This window comes from Massilia sp. R2A-15 (assembly GCF_030704305.1).
In the GTDB taxonomy this organism is placed as follows: domain Bacteria; phylum Pseudomonadota; class Gammaproteobacteria; order Burkholderiales; family Burkholderiaceae_D; genus JAFCUW01.
Window position 1 is genome coordinate 1,907,039 of record NZ_CP131935.1, and the last position, 14,978, is coordinate 1,922,016.

Here is a 14,978-nt window from a genome sequence, read left to right on the forward strand (position 1 = left end):
CGAAGCATCCATTATACGGCGCGGGACGACATCTGCGTAAGTAGTTGTCGCCCTCTGCCATCGTTAAGCAGCGCACAGAGGCTTGCCCCCTCAGGCCTCACAGTTGTTGTTCCGCCTTCATGCCGGTTTCGTCCACCCGCACCATTCTCCAGAAAGAAGAAAACAATGAAAGCACTTGTCTACAACGGCCCGCGCGATGTGCAGGTCAAGGAAATGCCCGACGCTAAGATCGAAAAGGCCACCGACGTACTGGTCCGCATCACGACCACCAATATTTGCGGCTCCGACCTGCACATGTACGAAGGCCGCACCGACATGGAAGCCGGCCGCATCCTGGGCCACGAAAACCTCGGCGAGGTGATCGAGATCGGCAAGGCGGTGGACAAGGTGAGGGTCGGCGACATGGTCTGCCTGCCCTTCAACATCGGCTGCGGCTTTTGCGCAAACTGCGAAAAGGGCCTGTCCGGGTACTGCCTGACCTGCAATCCCGGCAACGCCGGCGCGGCCTACGGCTTCGCCGGCATGGGGCCCTACAGCGGCGGCCAGGCCGAACTGCTGCGCGTGCCTTACGGCGACTACAACTGCCTGGTGCTGCCCGACGACGCCAGGGAAAAGGAGAACGATTACGTCATGCTGTCGGATATTTTTCCGACCGGGTTTCACGCAACCGAGCTGGCGCGCGTGCAGGCGGGCGACTCGGTGGTGATCTACGGCGCCGGCCCGGTGGGATTGATGGCGGCGACGTCGGCCATGCTGCGCGGCGCCAGCCAGGTGTTCGTGGTCGATACCCACAAGGACCGCCTGAAGCTGGCCGAGAAGATCGGCGCGATCGCCATCGACGACACCGAAGGCGGCGGCGTCGAGCAGGTGCTGCACCTGACTGGCGGGCAGGGCGCCGACTGCGGCTGCGAATGCGTCGGCTACCAGTGCTGCAACATGCACGGCAAGGAAGTGCCGAACCTGACCATGAATAACCTGGTCAAGACGGTCAAGGCGACCGGCAACATCGGCGTGGTCGGCGTATTCGTGCCGGAGGATCCGAACGCGCAGGACGAGCTGGAAAAAGTGGGCAAGCTCGCCTTCGACTTCGGCAATTTCTGGTTCAAGGGCCAGCGCATCGCCACCGGGCAGGCCAACGTCAAGGCTTACAACCGCAGCCTGGGCAAGCTGATCCACGCGGGCAGGGCCAAGCCGTCGATGATCATCTCGCACGAACTCAAGCTCGAGCAGGCGCCCGAAGCGTACGAGAATTTCGACAAGCGCGCCAAGGGCTGGACCAAGGTGATTCTCAAGCCGGGCAAGTGAGGGCGGCTTGCCGGCGTTCGGGCGTCAGCGGGCCCGCACTAGCTGCCGGCGCGCTTCATCGCCTCCGACTCCATCGCGGCGCTCTTGTCTTCCTGCGCTTCGATGAGGTCCCTGACGTCGTCCACCGACCCGCTGGCGCGCTCCGCGTCGCCGCACGTGCTGGTGCCAAGTGCGGCGGCGCCGACGTCTTCCTGTGAGGGCGGATTGAGCATGTCCGCCAGCATTGCGCTGATCTCGTGCTCGTCGACCGGAGCACCGCGGCGCTTCTGCCGATTAATGTAGTGCATCACCTCGGCGTTCTGCTCTTCCGTCAGGGGCAGCCCGCGAAACGTGCCCTGTGTGTCGTGTACAGCCATTTCGTTCTCCACGGCCAATCTGAACTTCAGAGGTTCATCGTGCGCCTATTTGGCCACCCGCACAAGCGCAGCCCGCCTATAATGCGCCATGCCAATTACTCTCCTTCGGCTGGGTCCGATTGTTCTATGTGCAGTGCTGGCGGCCGCGAGCGCTTTCGCCGAAGCCGGCGCTCCCGCCCAGCAGCGCAAGCCGACAGCGGCCGAGCAGTCCTCCTTCGCCCGCTTCTTTCATCGCGCCTATCCGGAAGCGTCCGGGCCGCCTTCACTGTCCGCCACGCGAGCAGCGGGGGAGCGGCGCTGGCGCGTCGAATCGGCGCCATTCGAGCTGGCCGCGCCGCGTATGGCGGGCCCGCTGTGCACCGCCGACGTGGTGCAATTCACGCTGGACCCGCAGTGGCGCGCGTCGGCACCGTACCAGCAATCGTGGCTGGGCGCGCGGGACTGCGCATCGCAAGAGGGGCGCGTGCGGCGCGCGGCGGGATTGGCCGACCGCGACGTCATCCGCCTGCTGCAGCGCCAGCAGAACGTGCTGGCGCGCGCCCGGCTGCTCATGGCAGGCAACAGCTACTGCGCCAAAGAGCGCTCGTCGCGGTTTTTCCTGGCGTCGATCCTGTCCCAGGACGGCAACAAGGCCAGCCTCGAATACCGCAGCGACCGGCCGGTCGTGCTGACGGTGGACGCGCGCCTGTCGGGCGCCGATTACGATGTGTGGGCCGTGCGCTGCGCGTATCGCTGACGTCACCTGGCAGGCTGGCGGCAATAGGCGGGACTGCGATTGCCGCAGCCGATCAGGCGATTGACCTCGGGATTCTCGTCGTAGTGCAGGTGCGCGTGGTCGGGGCGCTCCAGCCATCCCAGGTAGCCCGGCGCGTTCGAGACGATCACGTCGATCACCGGGTAGGGCTGGGATCGTGCGTGCGGACTGCCCGCAAGCGTATAGGACAGCACGTCGCTGGGATCGCTGAACGCGACCACCAGCGGAGCCCTGACGCGAGCCCGTTCGGCGCCCGGACAGCCCTGGCGGCGCACCAGGTCGCCGATCGGATCGGCCGGGTAGCCGTCGCTCTCGCATGAGAACATCCTGGCCTGTTGCGAGGGAGTGTCCGCCAGCGCCAGGATCGGAATCTGGTTTGCCCGCATGAAGATCTGCGCCGTGTTGTTGAAGATGCGCTGGCCCTCCTGCGCCGTGGTGCGGTTCATCGCCATCTTGAAGATCGCATCGAACACCATCTTGCTCCCCAGGCTGTCGGCGATGAACAGGTTGTTCGCGTCCGGCGCCACGTTGAGCGCCTTCGCAATGACCGCCTGCATCTGGCCGTTGATCGTGCCGCGCGACTTGCCCAGGTAGATGACGGCGTCGGCCAGGCAGTCGTCGAGCAGCCTGTCCTTGATCAGGCGGTTGATGCGGTAGCGCTGGTAGGGATAGCGCGGCTCCGCGCAGGCGCCCTGCGTGCGCTCGCTCTGGTCGTAGCACAACTGCTGCTTGAGCGGAGCCGTCGCCGGCGACCAGACGATCGCGCTCAGGTTGATTTCGCCGCGCTGGCCGATCGGCACGGTGCGCTGGAACAGCTGGATCGCGCTGCCGGGAACGGGGACCGGCGCAAGCCCGGCCTGCGTATCGGATTGCCCCATCCCTCGGAGGAAGGCGGTGGCGGTATCCTGCGCCCATTTCTCGTCGTGCGTGCACATGCCGTGGACCAGGATGACGTTGAGGCGGTGTTCGGCGTCGAGCAGTTCGGCGGCGCCGGGAAAGCTGGTCGAGCCGCCATCCTTGGCCGCGAACACCGGCGTCTTGTAGGCAGTGCTGCAGCCGAACAGCAGGGGAACGAGCAGGGACAGCAGGAATGCAACACGCATCATCGTCCTCCGGGGCAAGGTGCCTCAGTGTAGCGCGCCGGCAGCCGGCTGGGTGGGCGCCGGCTTGATCTACCTCGCCTCTACGGCTGATTCGGCCGCAAGGCCGCCTGCAAGTCGTCCATGCTGACCGGTTTGACGAGGTGGAAGTCGAATCCCGCCTCGCGCGTCTTGTCGCGGTCGTGCGGCGCGCCGTAGCCGGTGTGGGCGATCAGGCGCGTGGCCGCCAGCGCCGGCAGCTTGCGCAGGCGGCGCGCCAGTTCGCTGCCGTCCATGTCGGGCAGGCCGATGTCGAGGATCATCACGTCGGGCGCACGCGCCGCCGCCAGCGCAAGCGCGTCGGCGCCATTGTGCGCGATGTCGACCGTGTGGCCCAGCGCGCACAGCAGGTCGCGCATCATTTCGGCCGAATCGACATTGTCGTCCACCAGGATGATCGACAGGGCCGACGCGCCGTTCGCCCCATCCTCCGGCGCGACCGCCTCCGCACCGGCCGGCCCCGCCATCAAAGGCAGGGCAATGGTGAACGCGCTGCCCATGCCGGCGCCGGCGCTGCTGGCGGTCAGCCGGCCGCCATGCAGCTCCACCAGCGTCGATACCAGTGACAGGCCGATTCCCAGTCCGTCATGCGCGCGGTCGGGCGCAAACTCGCCTTGCGTGAACATGTCGAAGATGTGCGGAAGGTTGGCGGCGGCAATGCCGATGCCGTTGTCCTGCACCGTGATGTCGACCGTGGCGCCGTCTGCCACCACTTCCACCACCAGCCGCACCTTGCCGTTCGGCGAGGTGAACTTGGCGGCGTTGTGCAGCAGGTTGCCGATCGACTGCGCCAGCCGCACCGCGTCGCCCCACACCCACAAGGCCTGCTGGGGCGCGACCACGTCGATGCTGTGATGGCGCGCCGCCAGCACCGGCGCCGCCGTCTCCAGCGCCACCTTCAGCACGTCCTGGAGCACCACCGGCTCCTGGCGCAAGGTCAGCTTGCCTTCCGAAATGCGCGCCACGTCGAGCAGGTCGTCCACCAGCCGGGTCAGGTGGTCGACCTGGCGCGAGATCACCGCGCGCGCCTTGGCATGGGCCGCCGCCATCTCGGGACCCTGGTGTTCCAGCAGTTCGACCGCGGTGCGGATCGGGGAGAGCGGGTTGCGCAGTTCGTGCGCCAGCGTGGCGAGGAAATCGTTCTTGTTTTCGTCGGCGGCGCGCAGGCGGCCTTCGAGCGCCTTGCGGCCCGAGATGTCGCTGGTGATGCGCGCGATCCGGTACGGCTGGTCCATCGCGTCGCGCACCAGGAAGGCGCGGTCGCGCACCCAGCGCACGGCGCCGCCGGGCATCACGACGCGGTACTCTTCGTCGTAGGCGACGTGCTCGCGCACCTCGCGCCAGCGCTGCTCCAGCGCCGGCAGGTCGTCCGGATGCACGCTCGCCATCCACGCTTCGGGCGCCTCGGCCAAGGCGGCGCCCGCGCGGCCCCACATCGCATCGTAGGCGGCGCTGACATACAGCAGCGCGCCGTCGTGCAGCGAAAACATCCAGAACACGTCGCCGATGTTTTCGGCCAGCTGGCGGAAGCGCTCTTCGCTGTTCTTCAGCTCGGCCTTGGTCTGCTGCAGGCGCAGCAGCGCGCGCACGTTGGCCACCAGTTCGTCGGCCTCGATCGGCGCGGCCAGGTAGCTGTCGGAGCCGCCTTCCAGACCGCGGATGCGGTCGTCGCGGCCGGTCAGCGCGGCCGACGTCTGCAGCACCAGCACGTCGCAGGTGGCCGGATCGGCCTTGATGCGGCGGCACACCTCGATGCCGTTGATGTCCGGGAGCTTCACGTCCAGCAGCACCAGCGCCGGCATGCTGCGCGCCACCATCGCCAGCGCGTCGGTGCCGTTGGCCGCTTCCTCGACGCGAAATCCCGCGCCCAGCAGGATCCGCGTTTTCACGTAGCGGGCGCCGTCGTTGTCGTCGACGTTGAGGATCAGGATGTCTTGGTGGTTCATATCATGCGGCCCGTTCGGGCTGGAGAGGATAACGGGGGAGAGTCAGGGTGAAGGCGGAGCCGGCGCCGGGCGTGCTGCGCACCTCGACCTGGCCGCCCAGCAGCGCGGCAAACTGGCGGCACAGCGGCAAACCGAGGCCGGTGCCCTTGGCGCCGCGCTGCAGCGGATGCTCGATCTGGCTGAACTCCTCGAAGATCAGCTGAAGGTGCTCGGAACTGATACCGATTCCGGTGTCGGACACTTCAAACTGTATCATGTCCGGCTCCGCCTGCGGCGCCAGCTGCACCACCACCTGGCCGGCCTCGGTGAACTTGAGCGCGTTGGAGACGAAGTTGCGCAGGATTTGCGCGACCTTGCTTTCGTCCGATTCGAACGATTCCGGCGGATCGGGCGCGATGAACACCAGTTCGACCGCGGGATTTTGCGCCAGTGGCCGCAGCACGCCCTTGAGCGAGGCGAACAGGTCGCCGACGTCGATCGGCGCGCTGGTAATCTGCACCTTGCCCGACTCGATCTTGGCCAGGTCGAGCAGGTCGTTGACCAGGTTCGACAGGTCGTTGGCGGCGCCCGCGATGAACCTGACCTGGCGTTCCTGTTCCACCGACAGGTCGCCGTCCATCCGGTCCAGCAGCAGCTGGGCCAGCGCGCGGATCGACGACAGCGGCGTGCGCAGTTCGTGGCTGGTGTTCGACAGGAAGCGCGACTTCATTTCGTCGGCCTTGCGAATGCGCTCGGCCTTTTCTTCGATCTCGGCGTACAGCGCGACCACGCCGCGGTTGGTGTCTTCCAGTTCGCGCGTGAGCGCCAGCAGGTCGTCCTGGCGCTCGCGCAGTTCGGCCAGCGCGGCCGCCAGTTCCTGGTTCTGCTGCTGCACTTCGGAGAAGCTGCTCGGCTCGGGGCTGGCGGCCAGGTGGGCGCCAAGCTGGACCAGGTGCGCCTGGTCGATGCGCTGGCTGGTGTGCAGCGTTTTTCGCATCGACACCGTCAGGGCGTGGTCGGTGTGGTAGCTGACCTCGCAGCCGTCCATCAGCCGGCGCGCGGTGATGATGGCGGTGTCGAATTCGCGCCCGGCCGCATCCGGCTCGAACGCGCTCGGCGCTACCCGTTCGGCGCCGCCGTTGTCGCGGATCGTCACCAACAGGCTGCGCTGGCGGGCATCCTGTTCCAGCGCGAATACCGCACGCCCGCCGTACACGCGGCGGCACACGCAGCGCGCCAGCTCGGACACCGCGGTGGCGATGCGCACCTGTTCCTGCTGGCCGAAGCCGAGCATTCCCGAAACCTGGCGAGCGCGCTGGCGGACCGTGACCACGTCCTGCGGACCTTCGATGCCCTGGTTCAGGATGCGCGTGCTATCCATCAGGGCCGCCCCAGGTAACGCACCACCAGCACGCTGGCGTCGTCGCGCGCGCGGCCGAAGTCGCGCAGCAGCACGGCGGCGATCAGGGCCGGATTGCAGACCGACAGTCCGGGATACTGTCCCAGGTCCCAGCTGGTTGACAGACCGTCCGAATGCATGATGATCAGCGAGCCGGGCGGGCAGGCGTGATCGAATTGCTGCACCTTGCGCATGTTATGGCCGACGATGCCGTTGTGCGACACCATCTGCTTGCGCGCGGTGCCGTCGATGACGCAGGCGGCGATGTTGCCGATGCCGGCAAAGCGCAGCTTGTCGGCGCCGAATTCGAGCTGGGCGACGGCCAGCGCAGCGCCGCGGGTGGCGCGCAGCGCGAGGTGGCAGTTGTCCACCTGCGCGCCGGGCGCCAGGTTGGGGCGCGCGGCCATCGCGGTCAGCGCCGCATGGGCCGCGACCGCGGCGTCGGCGCCGTGTCCGAGGCCGTCGATCGCCATCAGCGACAGGGCGCCGTGGCTGCACGCCATGCCCCAGGCGTCGCCGCACTGGTCTTCGCCGGCGATCGGCACGGTCAGGGCGCCGAAGGTGAACGGCGGGTAGGGCGCGGGCGGCGGCGCGCCGTTCCACAGGCGCATGAAGAAGGCGGCGCCCTTGTCGCGCGGCGCATAGGCGTCGAATTCATCGGCCAGCCGGCGCATCGCCCCGAGCCCGGTGCCGGCGGTGCCGACGCTCGAGACGCCGTCGCGCAGCGCGAGAGCCAGGTTGCCGATCCCCGGCCCGGCGTCGAGCGCCACCACGTCGATGCCGCGGTGGGCGCCGCTGCGCGCTTCGGAGAGGAAGATGCGTCCTTCCACCGCGTGCTTGAGGATATTGGTGGCCGCCTCGCTGATCAGCAGCGCCAGGCGCCCGGCGCCGACGTCGCCAAAGCCGATGGCGTCGGCCATGCTCTGGCCGGCCCGGCGTGCCGCCGCGATGTCGCTGGCGTGGGTGATCGCTATCGTGTGATGCGGCCGCAGCGAGGTGGTCAGCGCTTCCATTTGACCACCGACACGACCGTGCCCTCGCCCTGACGCGTGTCGATCGCGAATTCGTCCACCAGGCGCTTGGCGCCGGACAGGCCCAGACCCAGGCCGCCGCCGGTGGTGTAGCCGTCGGTCAGCGCCAGCGCCAGGTCGGGGATGCCGGGGCCGTCGTCGGCGAACATCAGCTGCACGCCGTGCCGCACGCCGTCGGACAGGCACAGCACCTGCACCTCGCCGCCGCCGCCGTACTTGATGGTATTGCGCGCCAGCTCGCTCGCGGCCGTCACCAGCTTGGTCTGGTCCACCAGGCTCAGTTTGATCTCGACGGCGCGCTCGCGCACCGTGCGGCGCAGGGCCACGACATGCTCGTCGCTCACCAGCGGCAGCACGGCTTGTGCCACCGTTGTCTTTGCGGGCGTTAGCAGGTCCGAGGTGAAGCGAACGCTCATCGCGGGTAGGTCTTTCCGAGTATGGCCATGCCGCGTTCGACGTTCAAAGCGGTCTTCACGCCCGGCAGCGTGAGGCCCAGTTCGACCAGGGTGATCGCGACCGCCGGCTGCATGCCGACCAGCACCGTCTGGGCGTCGAGCACGCGCGCCATCGAGGCGGTGTTGCTGATCATGCGGCCGATGAAGGAATCGACCAGGTCGAGCGCCGAGATGTCGATCAGCACGCCCTTGGCCTCGTCGCGCACGATGCGGTCGGTCAGGTCGTCCTGCAAGGTCATCGCCAGGCGGTCATGCATGTCGACCTGGATCGTCACCAGCAGCAGGTTGCCGATGCGCAGAATGGGGATGCGTTCCATGGCTTAGCCGCGCGAAATCGAGGCGCCGACGCGGCCCAGCGCGATGACGAAGGCGTCGGCCAGCGTCGCCTTGGTGATGACGTCTTCCAGGTTTACGCCCAGGTGCACGATGGTCTGCGCGATCTGCGGGCGGATGCCGCTGATGATGCAGTCGGCGCCCATCAGGCGCGCCGCGGCGATGGTCTTCATCAGGTGCTGCGCGACCAGGGTGTCGACGGTCGGCACGCCGGTGATGTCGATGATCGCGATGGCCGCGCCGGTCTCGACGATCTTCTGCAGCAGGCTCTCCATCACGACCTGGGTGCGCGCGCTGTCGAGGGTGCCGATCAGCGGCAGCGCCAGGATGTCCTGCCACAGCTTGACCACCGGGGTCGACAGCTCGAGCAGTTCCTGCTGCTGGCGCACGATGATCTGGTCGCGGCTCTTCTGGAATACTTCCATCGTAAACAGGCCGAGCTTGTCGATCAGGGTGGACAGGCTCCACAGCGCGGCGGCCAGTTCTTCCGGCTGCGCCGACAGTTCCTTGCCCATCACCGTAAACAGCGACTGCTTGAGCGAGAACACGAAGGTGGCGGTCTCGCTCGGGGTCGAGCCCTGGCGCGCGCGCGAGGCCGAGATTTCGGTCAGCAGGTTGCGCACGTCGTCCCATGCGCGGTGGTCGATGTCTTCGACGCCGCCCTTGCTGGCCGCCTGGCTGAACAGGCCGAGGAACTGGCTGCAGTGGCGGCGCAGCTGCTCGTCGGCGCTGGCGTCGTTGCGCACCATCACGGTGTTCAGGTTGGCGATCCAGTCGGCCAGGATGGCCGGCTCGTTTTGGCTGATCAAGGTGCTGATGCGTGCGGCGTTGTCGATCGTGGTCATGGAATTCCCTATTTGGAAAGTGAAGGCTTATCAGATGCGATTCAAGCACGTGGCGTGCCAGTTGCATCATTTCGGTATGCGGGGATTGTACGGATAATTTGATGCCGCTGGTAAAATTTCGTCAACGGTGCGCAGGGTAGGCCAGGCTGGTGCGGACGCACGAAAAAGGTGCGGCGGCGCGGCGGCGGCCGACCCGCGATTTGCGCCGCGCCGAGATTCCGTTATCATGCGGGCATGCCTTCAGATCTCCCGACCCCGACCCCAGACCCAGGAACCGACCAGGCCGGCCGCGTGCTGCGCCAGTTCCGGATTGTATTTAACGCCGTCAAGGTGCATTTCCGCCAGGTGGAAACCGCGGCCGGCATCGGCGGCGCCCAGGTGTGGGCGCTGTCGGTGATCCGCTCGCGGCCCGGCGTCGGTGTGAGCGAACTGGGGCGCTCGATGGACGTGCACCAGTCCACCGCCAGCAACCTGGTCAAGGTGCTGCTCGAGCGCGGCATGGTGCGCGCGGTGAAGGACACCGAAGACCGGCGCGCGCTGGGCCTGCACCTGACCGAGGCCGGCGCGGCCGTGCTGGAAGCGGCGCCGGCGCCGTTTTCCGGCATCCTGCCCGGCGCGCTGGCCGGGCTCGAGCCGGACACGCTGGCACGGCTGGAAACCGACCTCGACGCGCTGATCAATGCGCTGCAGGCGGACCGCGCCGGCGGCAAGGTGCTGCTGGCCGACCTCTGACCGGCGGCGCGAGGCCGCCCACTTTGATCTATATCAAAGAACCTTATTGAGCGGCCTCCTAGACTTGTCTCATAGGCCACGTGAAGCGACGTGGGAGGCAAGACAATGACATCGACCCGACCCCCAAGCCCGGCGACCGACACCGAAGTCGGCATCGGCGCCGGCGCGGTGCAGCTCGAAGGCATCCTCGGCGAGGTGCCTGATCCCATCGGCATCGTCGTGTTTGCCCACGGCAGCGGCAGCGGCCGCAAGAGTCCCCGCAACCATTACGTCGCGCGCCAGCTGCATCGCGCCGACATCGCAACCCTTCTGCTCGACCTGCTCACCCCCGACGAAGACAAGGACTACCACATGCGCTTCGACATCGCGCTGCTCGAGCCGCGCCTGGCGGCCGCCTGCGCGTGGGTGCGCGCCCGCGAGGGCTATGGCGGGATGCCGCAGGGCCTGTTCGGCGCCAGCACCGGCGCGGCCGTGGCGCTGCGCCTTGCCGCGGCCCAGCCGGGCCAGTTCGCCGCCGTGGTCTCGCGGGGCGGGCGGCCCGACCTGGCCGGCGCGATGGCGCTCGAGCAGGTACGCACGCCGACCCTGCTGATCGTCGGCGGCAACGACGAGCAGGTGGTGTCGCTCAACGAGGGCGCGCTGGAACTGCTGCATTGCGACTCGCGCATCGATATCGTGCCCGGCGCCAGCCACCTGTTCGAGGAGGCTGGCACGCTCGAGGCGGCCGCCGCGCTGGCGGTCGACTGGTTTGCGCGCCACTTCGGCGCGGCGCACCGGGGCGCCGAACGCAACCCCTGAAACAACCTGTTTATGAGGAGGTATTTATCATGGCAAGCAACCTGACCCGCTTCGATCCCTTTGCCGAACTGGCGCGGCTCGATCCGTTCCGCGGCCTGGACGAAGTGTTCAATCAATCACTGATGGGGCCGCGCCTGCGCTCGACCGGCATGACGCCGCGCATGGACGTGTCCGAGACCGACAAGGCCTATGTGGTCAAGGCCGAAATGCCGGGCATTAAAAAAGAAGACATCAAGGTCAACGTCGACGGCAACCAGGTCTCGATCAGCGCGCAAACGGAGCAGCAAAGCGAGCAAAAGAGCGAGAACATGCTGTGCACCGAGCGCAGCTGGGGGCAATACTATCGCAGCTTCACGCTACCGCAGTCGGTCGACGACGCCCAGGCCAACGCCGAATACCACGACGGCATTCTCGAACTGACCCTGCCGAAGAAGGCGGGCGGCTCGAGCAAGTCGCTGACGATTCATTAACCGCATGGGGGCGGGTCCGCCGGACCTGACCCTAATGCCGTTAGTCAAGGAATAAGTCAGCACTGCACGGAGTGGCGTCAGCCTAAAAACCGTCGTACCCGCGCAGGGGAAACGCATGCGTTTCCCCCATGTTGAGCATGCCGACGCGGCAAAGCACGCTCAGTATGGGTACCTGCCTGCGCAGGTACGACGGCTTAACTTAACGGCATTAGGATTGGACCCCGAACCCCGTCAGGCTGTCGGGCCCAGCCGCGCGGTGGCGCCTTCGACCACGCTGGCCGAAAACACGCGCCGCTCGCAACCGGCATTGCCGGTGCCGATCAGGCCGGCGAGCATGTCGGCCGTCGCCTGCGCCATCTGCCGCACCGGCTGGCGCAAGGTGGTGAGGTTGTAGCTGAGCCAGCCGGCCTGCGCCATGCCGTCGAAGCCGGTCACCGACAACTGGCCCGGCACGGCAAGCCCCAGCTCATGGCGCGCCGTGTCGAGGCAGCCGATCGCCATCGCGTCGTTGCCGCAGATGATGGCGTCGGGCGCATGGCCCAGGCGGGCGACGATTTCGCGCAGCCCGCGCGCGCCGCTGGCGTAGTCGTGCTCGCCGCTGACGCACAAGGGCGGCGCCAGGCCCAGTTCGGCCAGCCGTTCGGCCACGCCGCGCCGGCGCTGCTGCGCCATCGCCGAGCCGGCCGGTCCGTCGATCATCGCAAAGCGCTTGTGGCCGGCCGCGGCCAGCCGCGCCACCATGGTGCGGGCCGCGCCGACCTGGTCGCACAGCACGGCGTTGACGTTCTTGTCGCGCACGCTGAGGTTGAACAGCACGAAGGGCAGGGCGCGCCGTTCGAACTCGGCCAGCTGCGGCTCCGACAGGCTGGCCGCGACGATCGCGCCGTCGAGCTGGTGTTCCCACACCTCGGACAGCGAGCCGGGCGCCGCTTCGCGCGGCTGGGAAAACAGCACCAGGCGCATGCCGCGCAGGGAAAACTGGCGGCTCAGCTCGGCCAGCAGTTCGGGCGATTGCTGGTGCAGCAGGTCCGGGGCGATCAGCGCCACCAGGTTCGAGCGGCGCGTGTTCAGGCTGCGCGCGGCGGCGTTCGGCGTGTAGGCCAGCTCGGCGGCGGCCTGCATCACGCGCGCGTAGGTGGCCTTCGACACGCTGGCGCCCGGCTTGAAGCAGCGCGACACCGCCGACTGCGACACCCCGGCCGCGATGGCGACATCGTAGGAGGTGACGCGCCGCGCTTCGCGGTGGATCAGGGCCTTGATGTCGGCGATCGTGGGGGACAGGGGCGGCGTGGCGTGTGTCATCGGGCGGGGCAAGACCAGCCCTGGTTGCGGATGGCCCAGTGTAACGCACGAACTTGCCCAATTACAACTAATTTCCACGTGGAAATGACTTTTTGCCACAGCCGCGCGCGCACCGGTCGCGCCGCAGCGCCGGCCAACCGAAAGCCAACACTTCTTTTTCCGCGCATTGGTCCGATCGGTCCGCTTCTGGTAACATACCGCCCCTTAATCAGTTGAAGGGTCCCATGGCCAACGCTTGCGGCGTCGATTTCGGTACGTCAAATTCCACCGTCGGAGTAGTTCGTCCTGGCCATCCGGCCCTGCTCGCGCTCGAAGACGGCAAGCCGACCCTCCCATCGGTGGTGTTTTTCAACGCCGACGAGGAAGAGGTCAAGTACGGCCGCGCCGCGCTGGCCGACTACCTGGCCGGCTACGAGGGCCGCCTGATGCGCTCGCTCAAGAGCCTGCTCGGCACCAGCCTGATCGACGGCCAGACCGAAGTGGCGGGACGCGCGCTGCCGTTCCGCATGCTGCTGTCGCACTTCATCGGCGAGGTCAAGCGCCGCAGCGAGCAGGCCGCCGGCCACCAGTTCAATTCGGTCGTGCTGGGCCGGCCCGTGTTTTTCATCGACGACAGTGCGGAAGCCGACAAGCTGGCCGAAGACACCCTGGCCGAGGTGGCGCGCTCGGTGGGATTCAAGCACATTGCCTTCCAGTACGAGCCGATCGCGGCGGCCTTCGACTACGAGTCGCGCATCGAGCGCGAGGAACTGGTGCTGATCGCCGACATCGGCGGCGGCACCTCGGACTTTTCGCTGGTGCGCCTGGGACCCGGCCGCACTGAGCGGGCCGAGCGGCGCGACGACATCCTCGCCACCGGCGGCGTGCACATCGGCGGCACCGATTTCGACAAATACCTGAGCCTGTCGTCGGTGATGCCGCTGCTGGGCTACGGCAGCCGCATGAGCAACGACAGCGAAATTCCGTCGAGCTACTACTTCAACCTGGCGACCTGGCACACGATCAACCAGGCCTACACCAAGAAAACCTGGACCCAGCTGGCCGACGTCGTGCGCGACGCGCGCGAGCCGGAAAAGGTCGGCCGCCTGCAGCGCCTGATCGACGAGCGCGCCGGCCACTGGCTCGCGCTCAAGGTGGAGGAGGGCAAGATCGCCCTGTCCGGCTCGGCCAGCGCCAGCATCGAGCTCGATCGCCTGTCGCCGCCCGAAACGCTGGCCTTGCAGCGCCATGAGTTCGAGGCCGCAACCGCCCACCTGCTCGACAGCGTGGACCAGACCGTGCTGAAACTGCTGGCAGACGCCGGTGTGGCGGCCGGCGAGGTCGACACCGTGTTCTTCACCGGCGGCTCGAGCGGCGTGATTGCGCTGCGCGCGCGCATAGGCGCCTTGCTGCCGGCCGCGCGCAAGGTCGAAGGCGACCTGTTCGGCTCGATCGGCGCCGGCCTGGCGATCGACGCCGCCCGCAAATTCGGCCCGGGTGGCGCATGAGCGTGTTCGACCGTCCAATCGTCATGCTCGACTTCGAGACCACCGGCCTGTCGCCGGCCATGGGCGACCGCATCACCGAAGTGGCGGCGCTGCGCATCGTCGGCGGGCGCGTCACCGAGCGCTATGTCTCGCTGATCAATTGCAATGCGCGCATTCCGTCCTTCATCACGTCGCTCACCGGCATCAGCCAGGAGATGGTGGACAACGCACCGCCGGTGTGCCGGGTGGTGCCCGAGCTGCTCGACTTCATCGGCAGCGACACCTTGTCGGCCCACAATGCCAGCTTCGACGAGAAATTCCTGAAGGCGGAGGCCGAGCGCCTCGACCTGGCGCCGGCCCACCAGGCGCTGGTGTGCTCGCTGAAGCTGTCGCGCCGCCTGTTCCCGGGCTTGCCCAGCTACAAGCTCGGGGCCCTGTCGCGCCAGCTGGGCATCCAGTTCCGCAGCGCGGCCCACCGCGCCGAGGCCGATGCCGAGGTCAGCGCCGAACTGCTGAACCACATCGCGCGCCACCTCGGCAAGTCGGTCGGCGTGCCGCAGGTCGAGTCGGCGCTGCTGGTGTCGGTCAACAAACTCGCCGCCGCGAAAGTGCCGGCCTTCCTCGATAAATACGCGCAAGCAAAAAAAACGACACCAGCGGACTGATCG

At 67.5% G+C, this 14,978-nt stretch carries 16 protein-coding genes; 7 read left to right on the forward strand and 9 right to left on the reverse strand.

The window, feature by feature from the left end; translation table 11 throughout:
• Window positions 1–165 precede the first annotated feature (165 nt).
• Complete coding sequence (locus tag Q4S45_RS08725; RefSeq protein ID WP_305511004.1) at window positions 166–1,305, forward strand: glutathione-independent formaldehyde dehydrogenase; 1,140 nt, start codon at window positions 166–168, stop codon at window positions 1,303–1,305.
• 38 nt (window positions 1,306–1,343) lie between these two features.
• On the opposite strand, the gene Q4S45_RS08730 is transcribed toward Q4S45_RS08725, so the two are convergent.
• Window positions 1,344–1,661 (reverse strand): hypothetical protein, encoded by a 318-nt coding sequence (locus Q4S45_RS08730; RefSeq protein ID WP_305511005.1) that lies wholly within the window; start codon window positions 1,659–1,661, stop codon window positions 1,344–1,346.
• 88 nt (window positions 1,662–1,749) lie between these two features.
• Between Q4S45_RS08730 and Q4S45_RS08735 the strand changes: the two genes are divergently transcribed.
• Window positions 1,750–2,397 carry a hypothetical protein gene (locus Q4S45_RS08735; RefSeq protein ID WP_305511007.1) on the forward strand — a complete coding sequence of 216 codons (648 nt, stop codon included), beginning with the start codon at window positions 1,750–1,752 and terminating at the stop codon, window positions 2,395–2,397.
• A 2-nt stretch (window positions 2,398–2,399) separates the two neighbouring features.
• On the opposite strand, the gene Q4S45_RS08740 is transcribed toward Q4S45_RS08735, so the two are convergent.
• The 7 genes from Q4S45_RS08740 to Q4S45_RS08770 all read right to left on the reverse strand — a co-directional run bounded on the left by Q4S45_RS08740 (window position 2,400) and on the right by Q4S45_RS08770 (window position 9,542).
• Window positions 2,400–3,521, reverse strand: coding sequence for a hypothetical protein (locus tag Q4S45_RS08740; RefSeq protein WP_305511009.1), 1,122 nt, complete (start codon window positions 3,519–3,521; stop codon window positions 2,400–2,402).
• Window positions 3,522–3,598: 77 nt separating this feature from the next.
• Window positions 3,599–5,500, reverse strand: a complete 1,902-nt coding sequence (locus Q4S45_RS08745) for a response regulator (protein WP_305511010.1) — start codon at window positions 5,498–5,500, stop codon at window positions 3,599–3,601.
• A 1-nt stretch (window position 5,501) separates the two neighbouring features.
• A complete protein-coding gene (locus tag Q4S45_RS08750) occupies window positions 5,502–6,860 on the reverse strand; it encodes a sensor histidine kinase (protein WP_305511011.1) in 1,359 nt (452 codons plus the stop codon).
• On the reverse strand, window positions 6,860–7,891 hold the full coding sequence (locus tag Q4S45_RS08755; RefSeq protein ID WP_305511013.1) for an ATP-binding protein: 1,032 nt from the start codon (window positions 7,889–7,891) through the stop codon (window positions 6,860–6,862). Before Q4S45_RS08755 ends, Q4S45_RS08750 begins: the two co-directional genes overlap by 1 nt.
• The gene (locus Q4S45_RS08760) at window positions 7,879–8,325 is read right to left on the reverse strand and encodes an ATP-binding protein (RefSeq protein WP_305511014.1); all 447 of its coding nucleotides are present in this window, start codon (window positions 8,323–8,325) and stop codon (window positions 7,879–7,881) included. Before Q4S45_RS08760 ends, Q4S45_RS08755 begins: the two co-directional genes overlap by 13 nt.
• Window positions 8,322–8,681: an STAS domain-containing protein gene (locus Q4S45_RS08765; protein ID WP_305511015.1), complete on the reverse strand. Its 360-nt coding sequence runs from the start codon at window positions 8,679–8,681 to the stop codon at window positions 8,322–8,324. Before Q4S45_RS08765 ends, Q4S45_RS08760 begins: the two co-directional genes overlap by 4 nt.
• Window positions 8,682–8,684: 3 nt before the next feature.
• Entirely contained in the window at window positions 8,685–9,542 is an 858-nt protein-coding gene (locus Q4S45_RS08770) for an STAS domain-containing protein (RefSeq protein ID WP_305511017.1), read from the reverse strand.
• A gap of 234 nt (window positions 9,543–9,776) precedes the next feature.
• On the opposite strand from Q4S45_RS08770, the gene Q4S45_RS08775 reads away from it, so the two are divergent.
• The 3 genes from Q4S45_RS08775 to Q4S45_RS08785 all read left to right on the forward strand — a co-directional run bounded on the left by Q4S45_RS08775 (window position 9,777) and on the right by Q4S45_RS08785 (window position 11,542).
• Window positions 9,777–10,274, forward strand: coding sequence for a MarR family winged helix-turn-helix transcriptional regulator (locus tag Q4S45_RS08775; RefSeq protein ID WP_305511019.1), 498 nt, complete (start codon window positions 9,777–9,779; stop codon window positions 10,272–10,274).
• Window positions 10,275–10,379: 105 nt separating this feature from the next.
• A complete protein-coding gene (locus Q4S45_RS08780) occupies window positions 10,380–11,072 on the forward strand; it encodes a dienelactone hydrolase family protein (RefSeq protein WP_305511021.1) in 693 nt (230 codons plus the stop codon).
• Window positions 11,073–11,101: 29 nt separating this feature from the next.
• Window positions 11,102–11,542: an Hsp20/alpha crystallin family protein gene (locus Q4S45_RS08785; RefSeq protein ID WP_305511023.1), complete on the forward strand. Its 441-nt coding sequence runs from the start codon at window positions 11,102–11,104 to the stop codon at window positions 11,540–11,542.
• A gap of 231 nt (window positions 11,543–11,773) precedes the next feature.
• Here the strand turns inward: Q4S45_RS08785 and Q4S45_RS08790 are convergent, their stop codons facing one another.
• On the reverse strand, window positions 11,774–12,844 hold the full coding sequence (locus tag Q4S45_RS08790; protein WP_305511025.1) for a LacI family DNA-binding transcriptional regulator: 1,071 nt from the start codon (window positions 12,842–12,844) through the stop codon (window positions 11,774–11,776).
• A 224-nt stretch (window positions 12,845–13,068) separates the two neighbouring features.
• On the opposite strand from Q4S45_RS08790, the gene Q4S45_RS08795 reads away from it, so the two are divergent.
• Window positions 13,069–14,331: an Hsp70 family protein gene (locus tag Q4S45_RS08795; protein WP_305511027.1), complete on the forward strand. Its 1,263-nt coding sequence runs from the start codon at window positions 13,069–13,071 to the stop codon at window positions 14,329–14,331.
• The gene (locus tag Q4S45_RS08800; protein WP_305511028.1) at window positions 14,328–14,975 is read left to right on the forward strand and encodes a PolC-type DNA polymerase III; all 648 of its coding nucleotides are present in this window, start codon (window positions 14,328–14,330) and stop codon (window positions 14,973–14,975) included. Before Q4S45_RS08795 ends, Q4S45_RS08800 begins: the two co-directional genes overlap by 4 nt.
• Window positions 14,976–14,978: the final 3 nt, after the last annotated feature.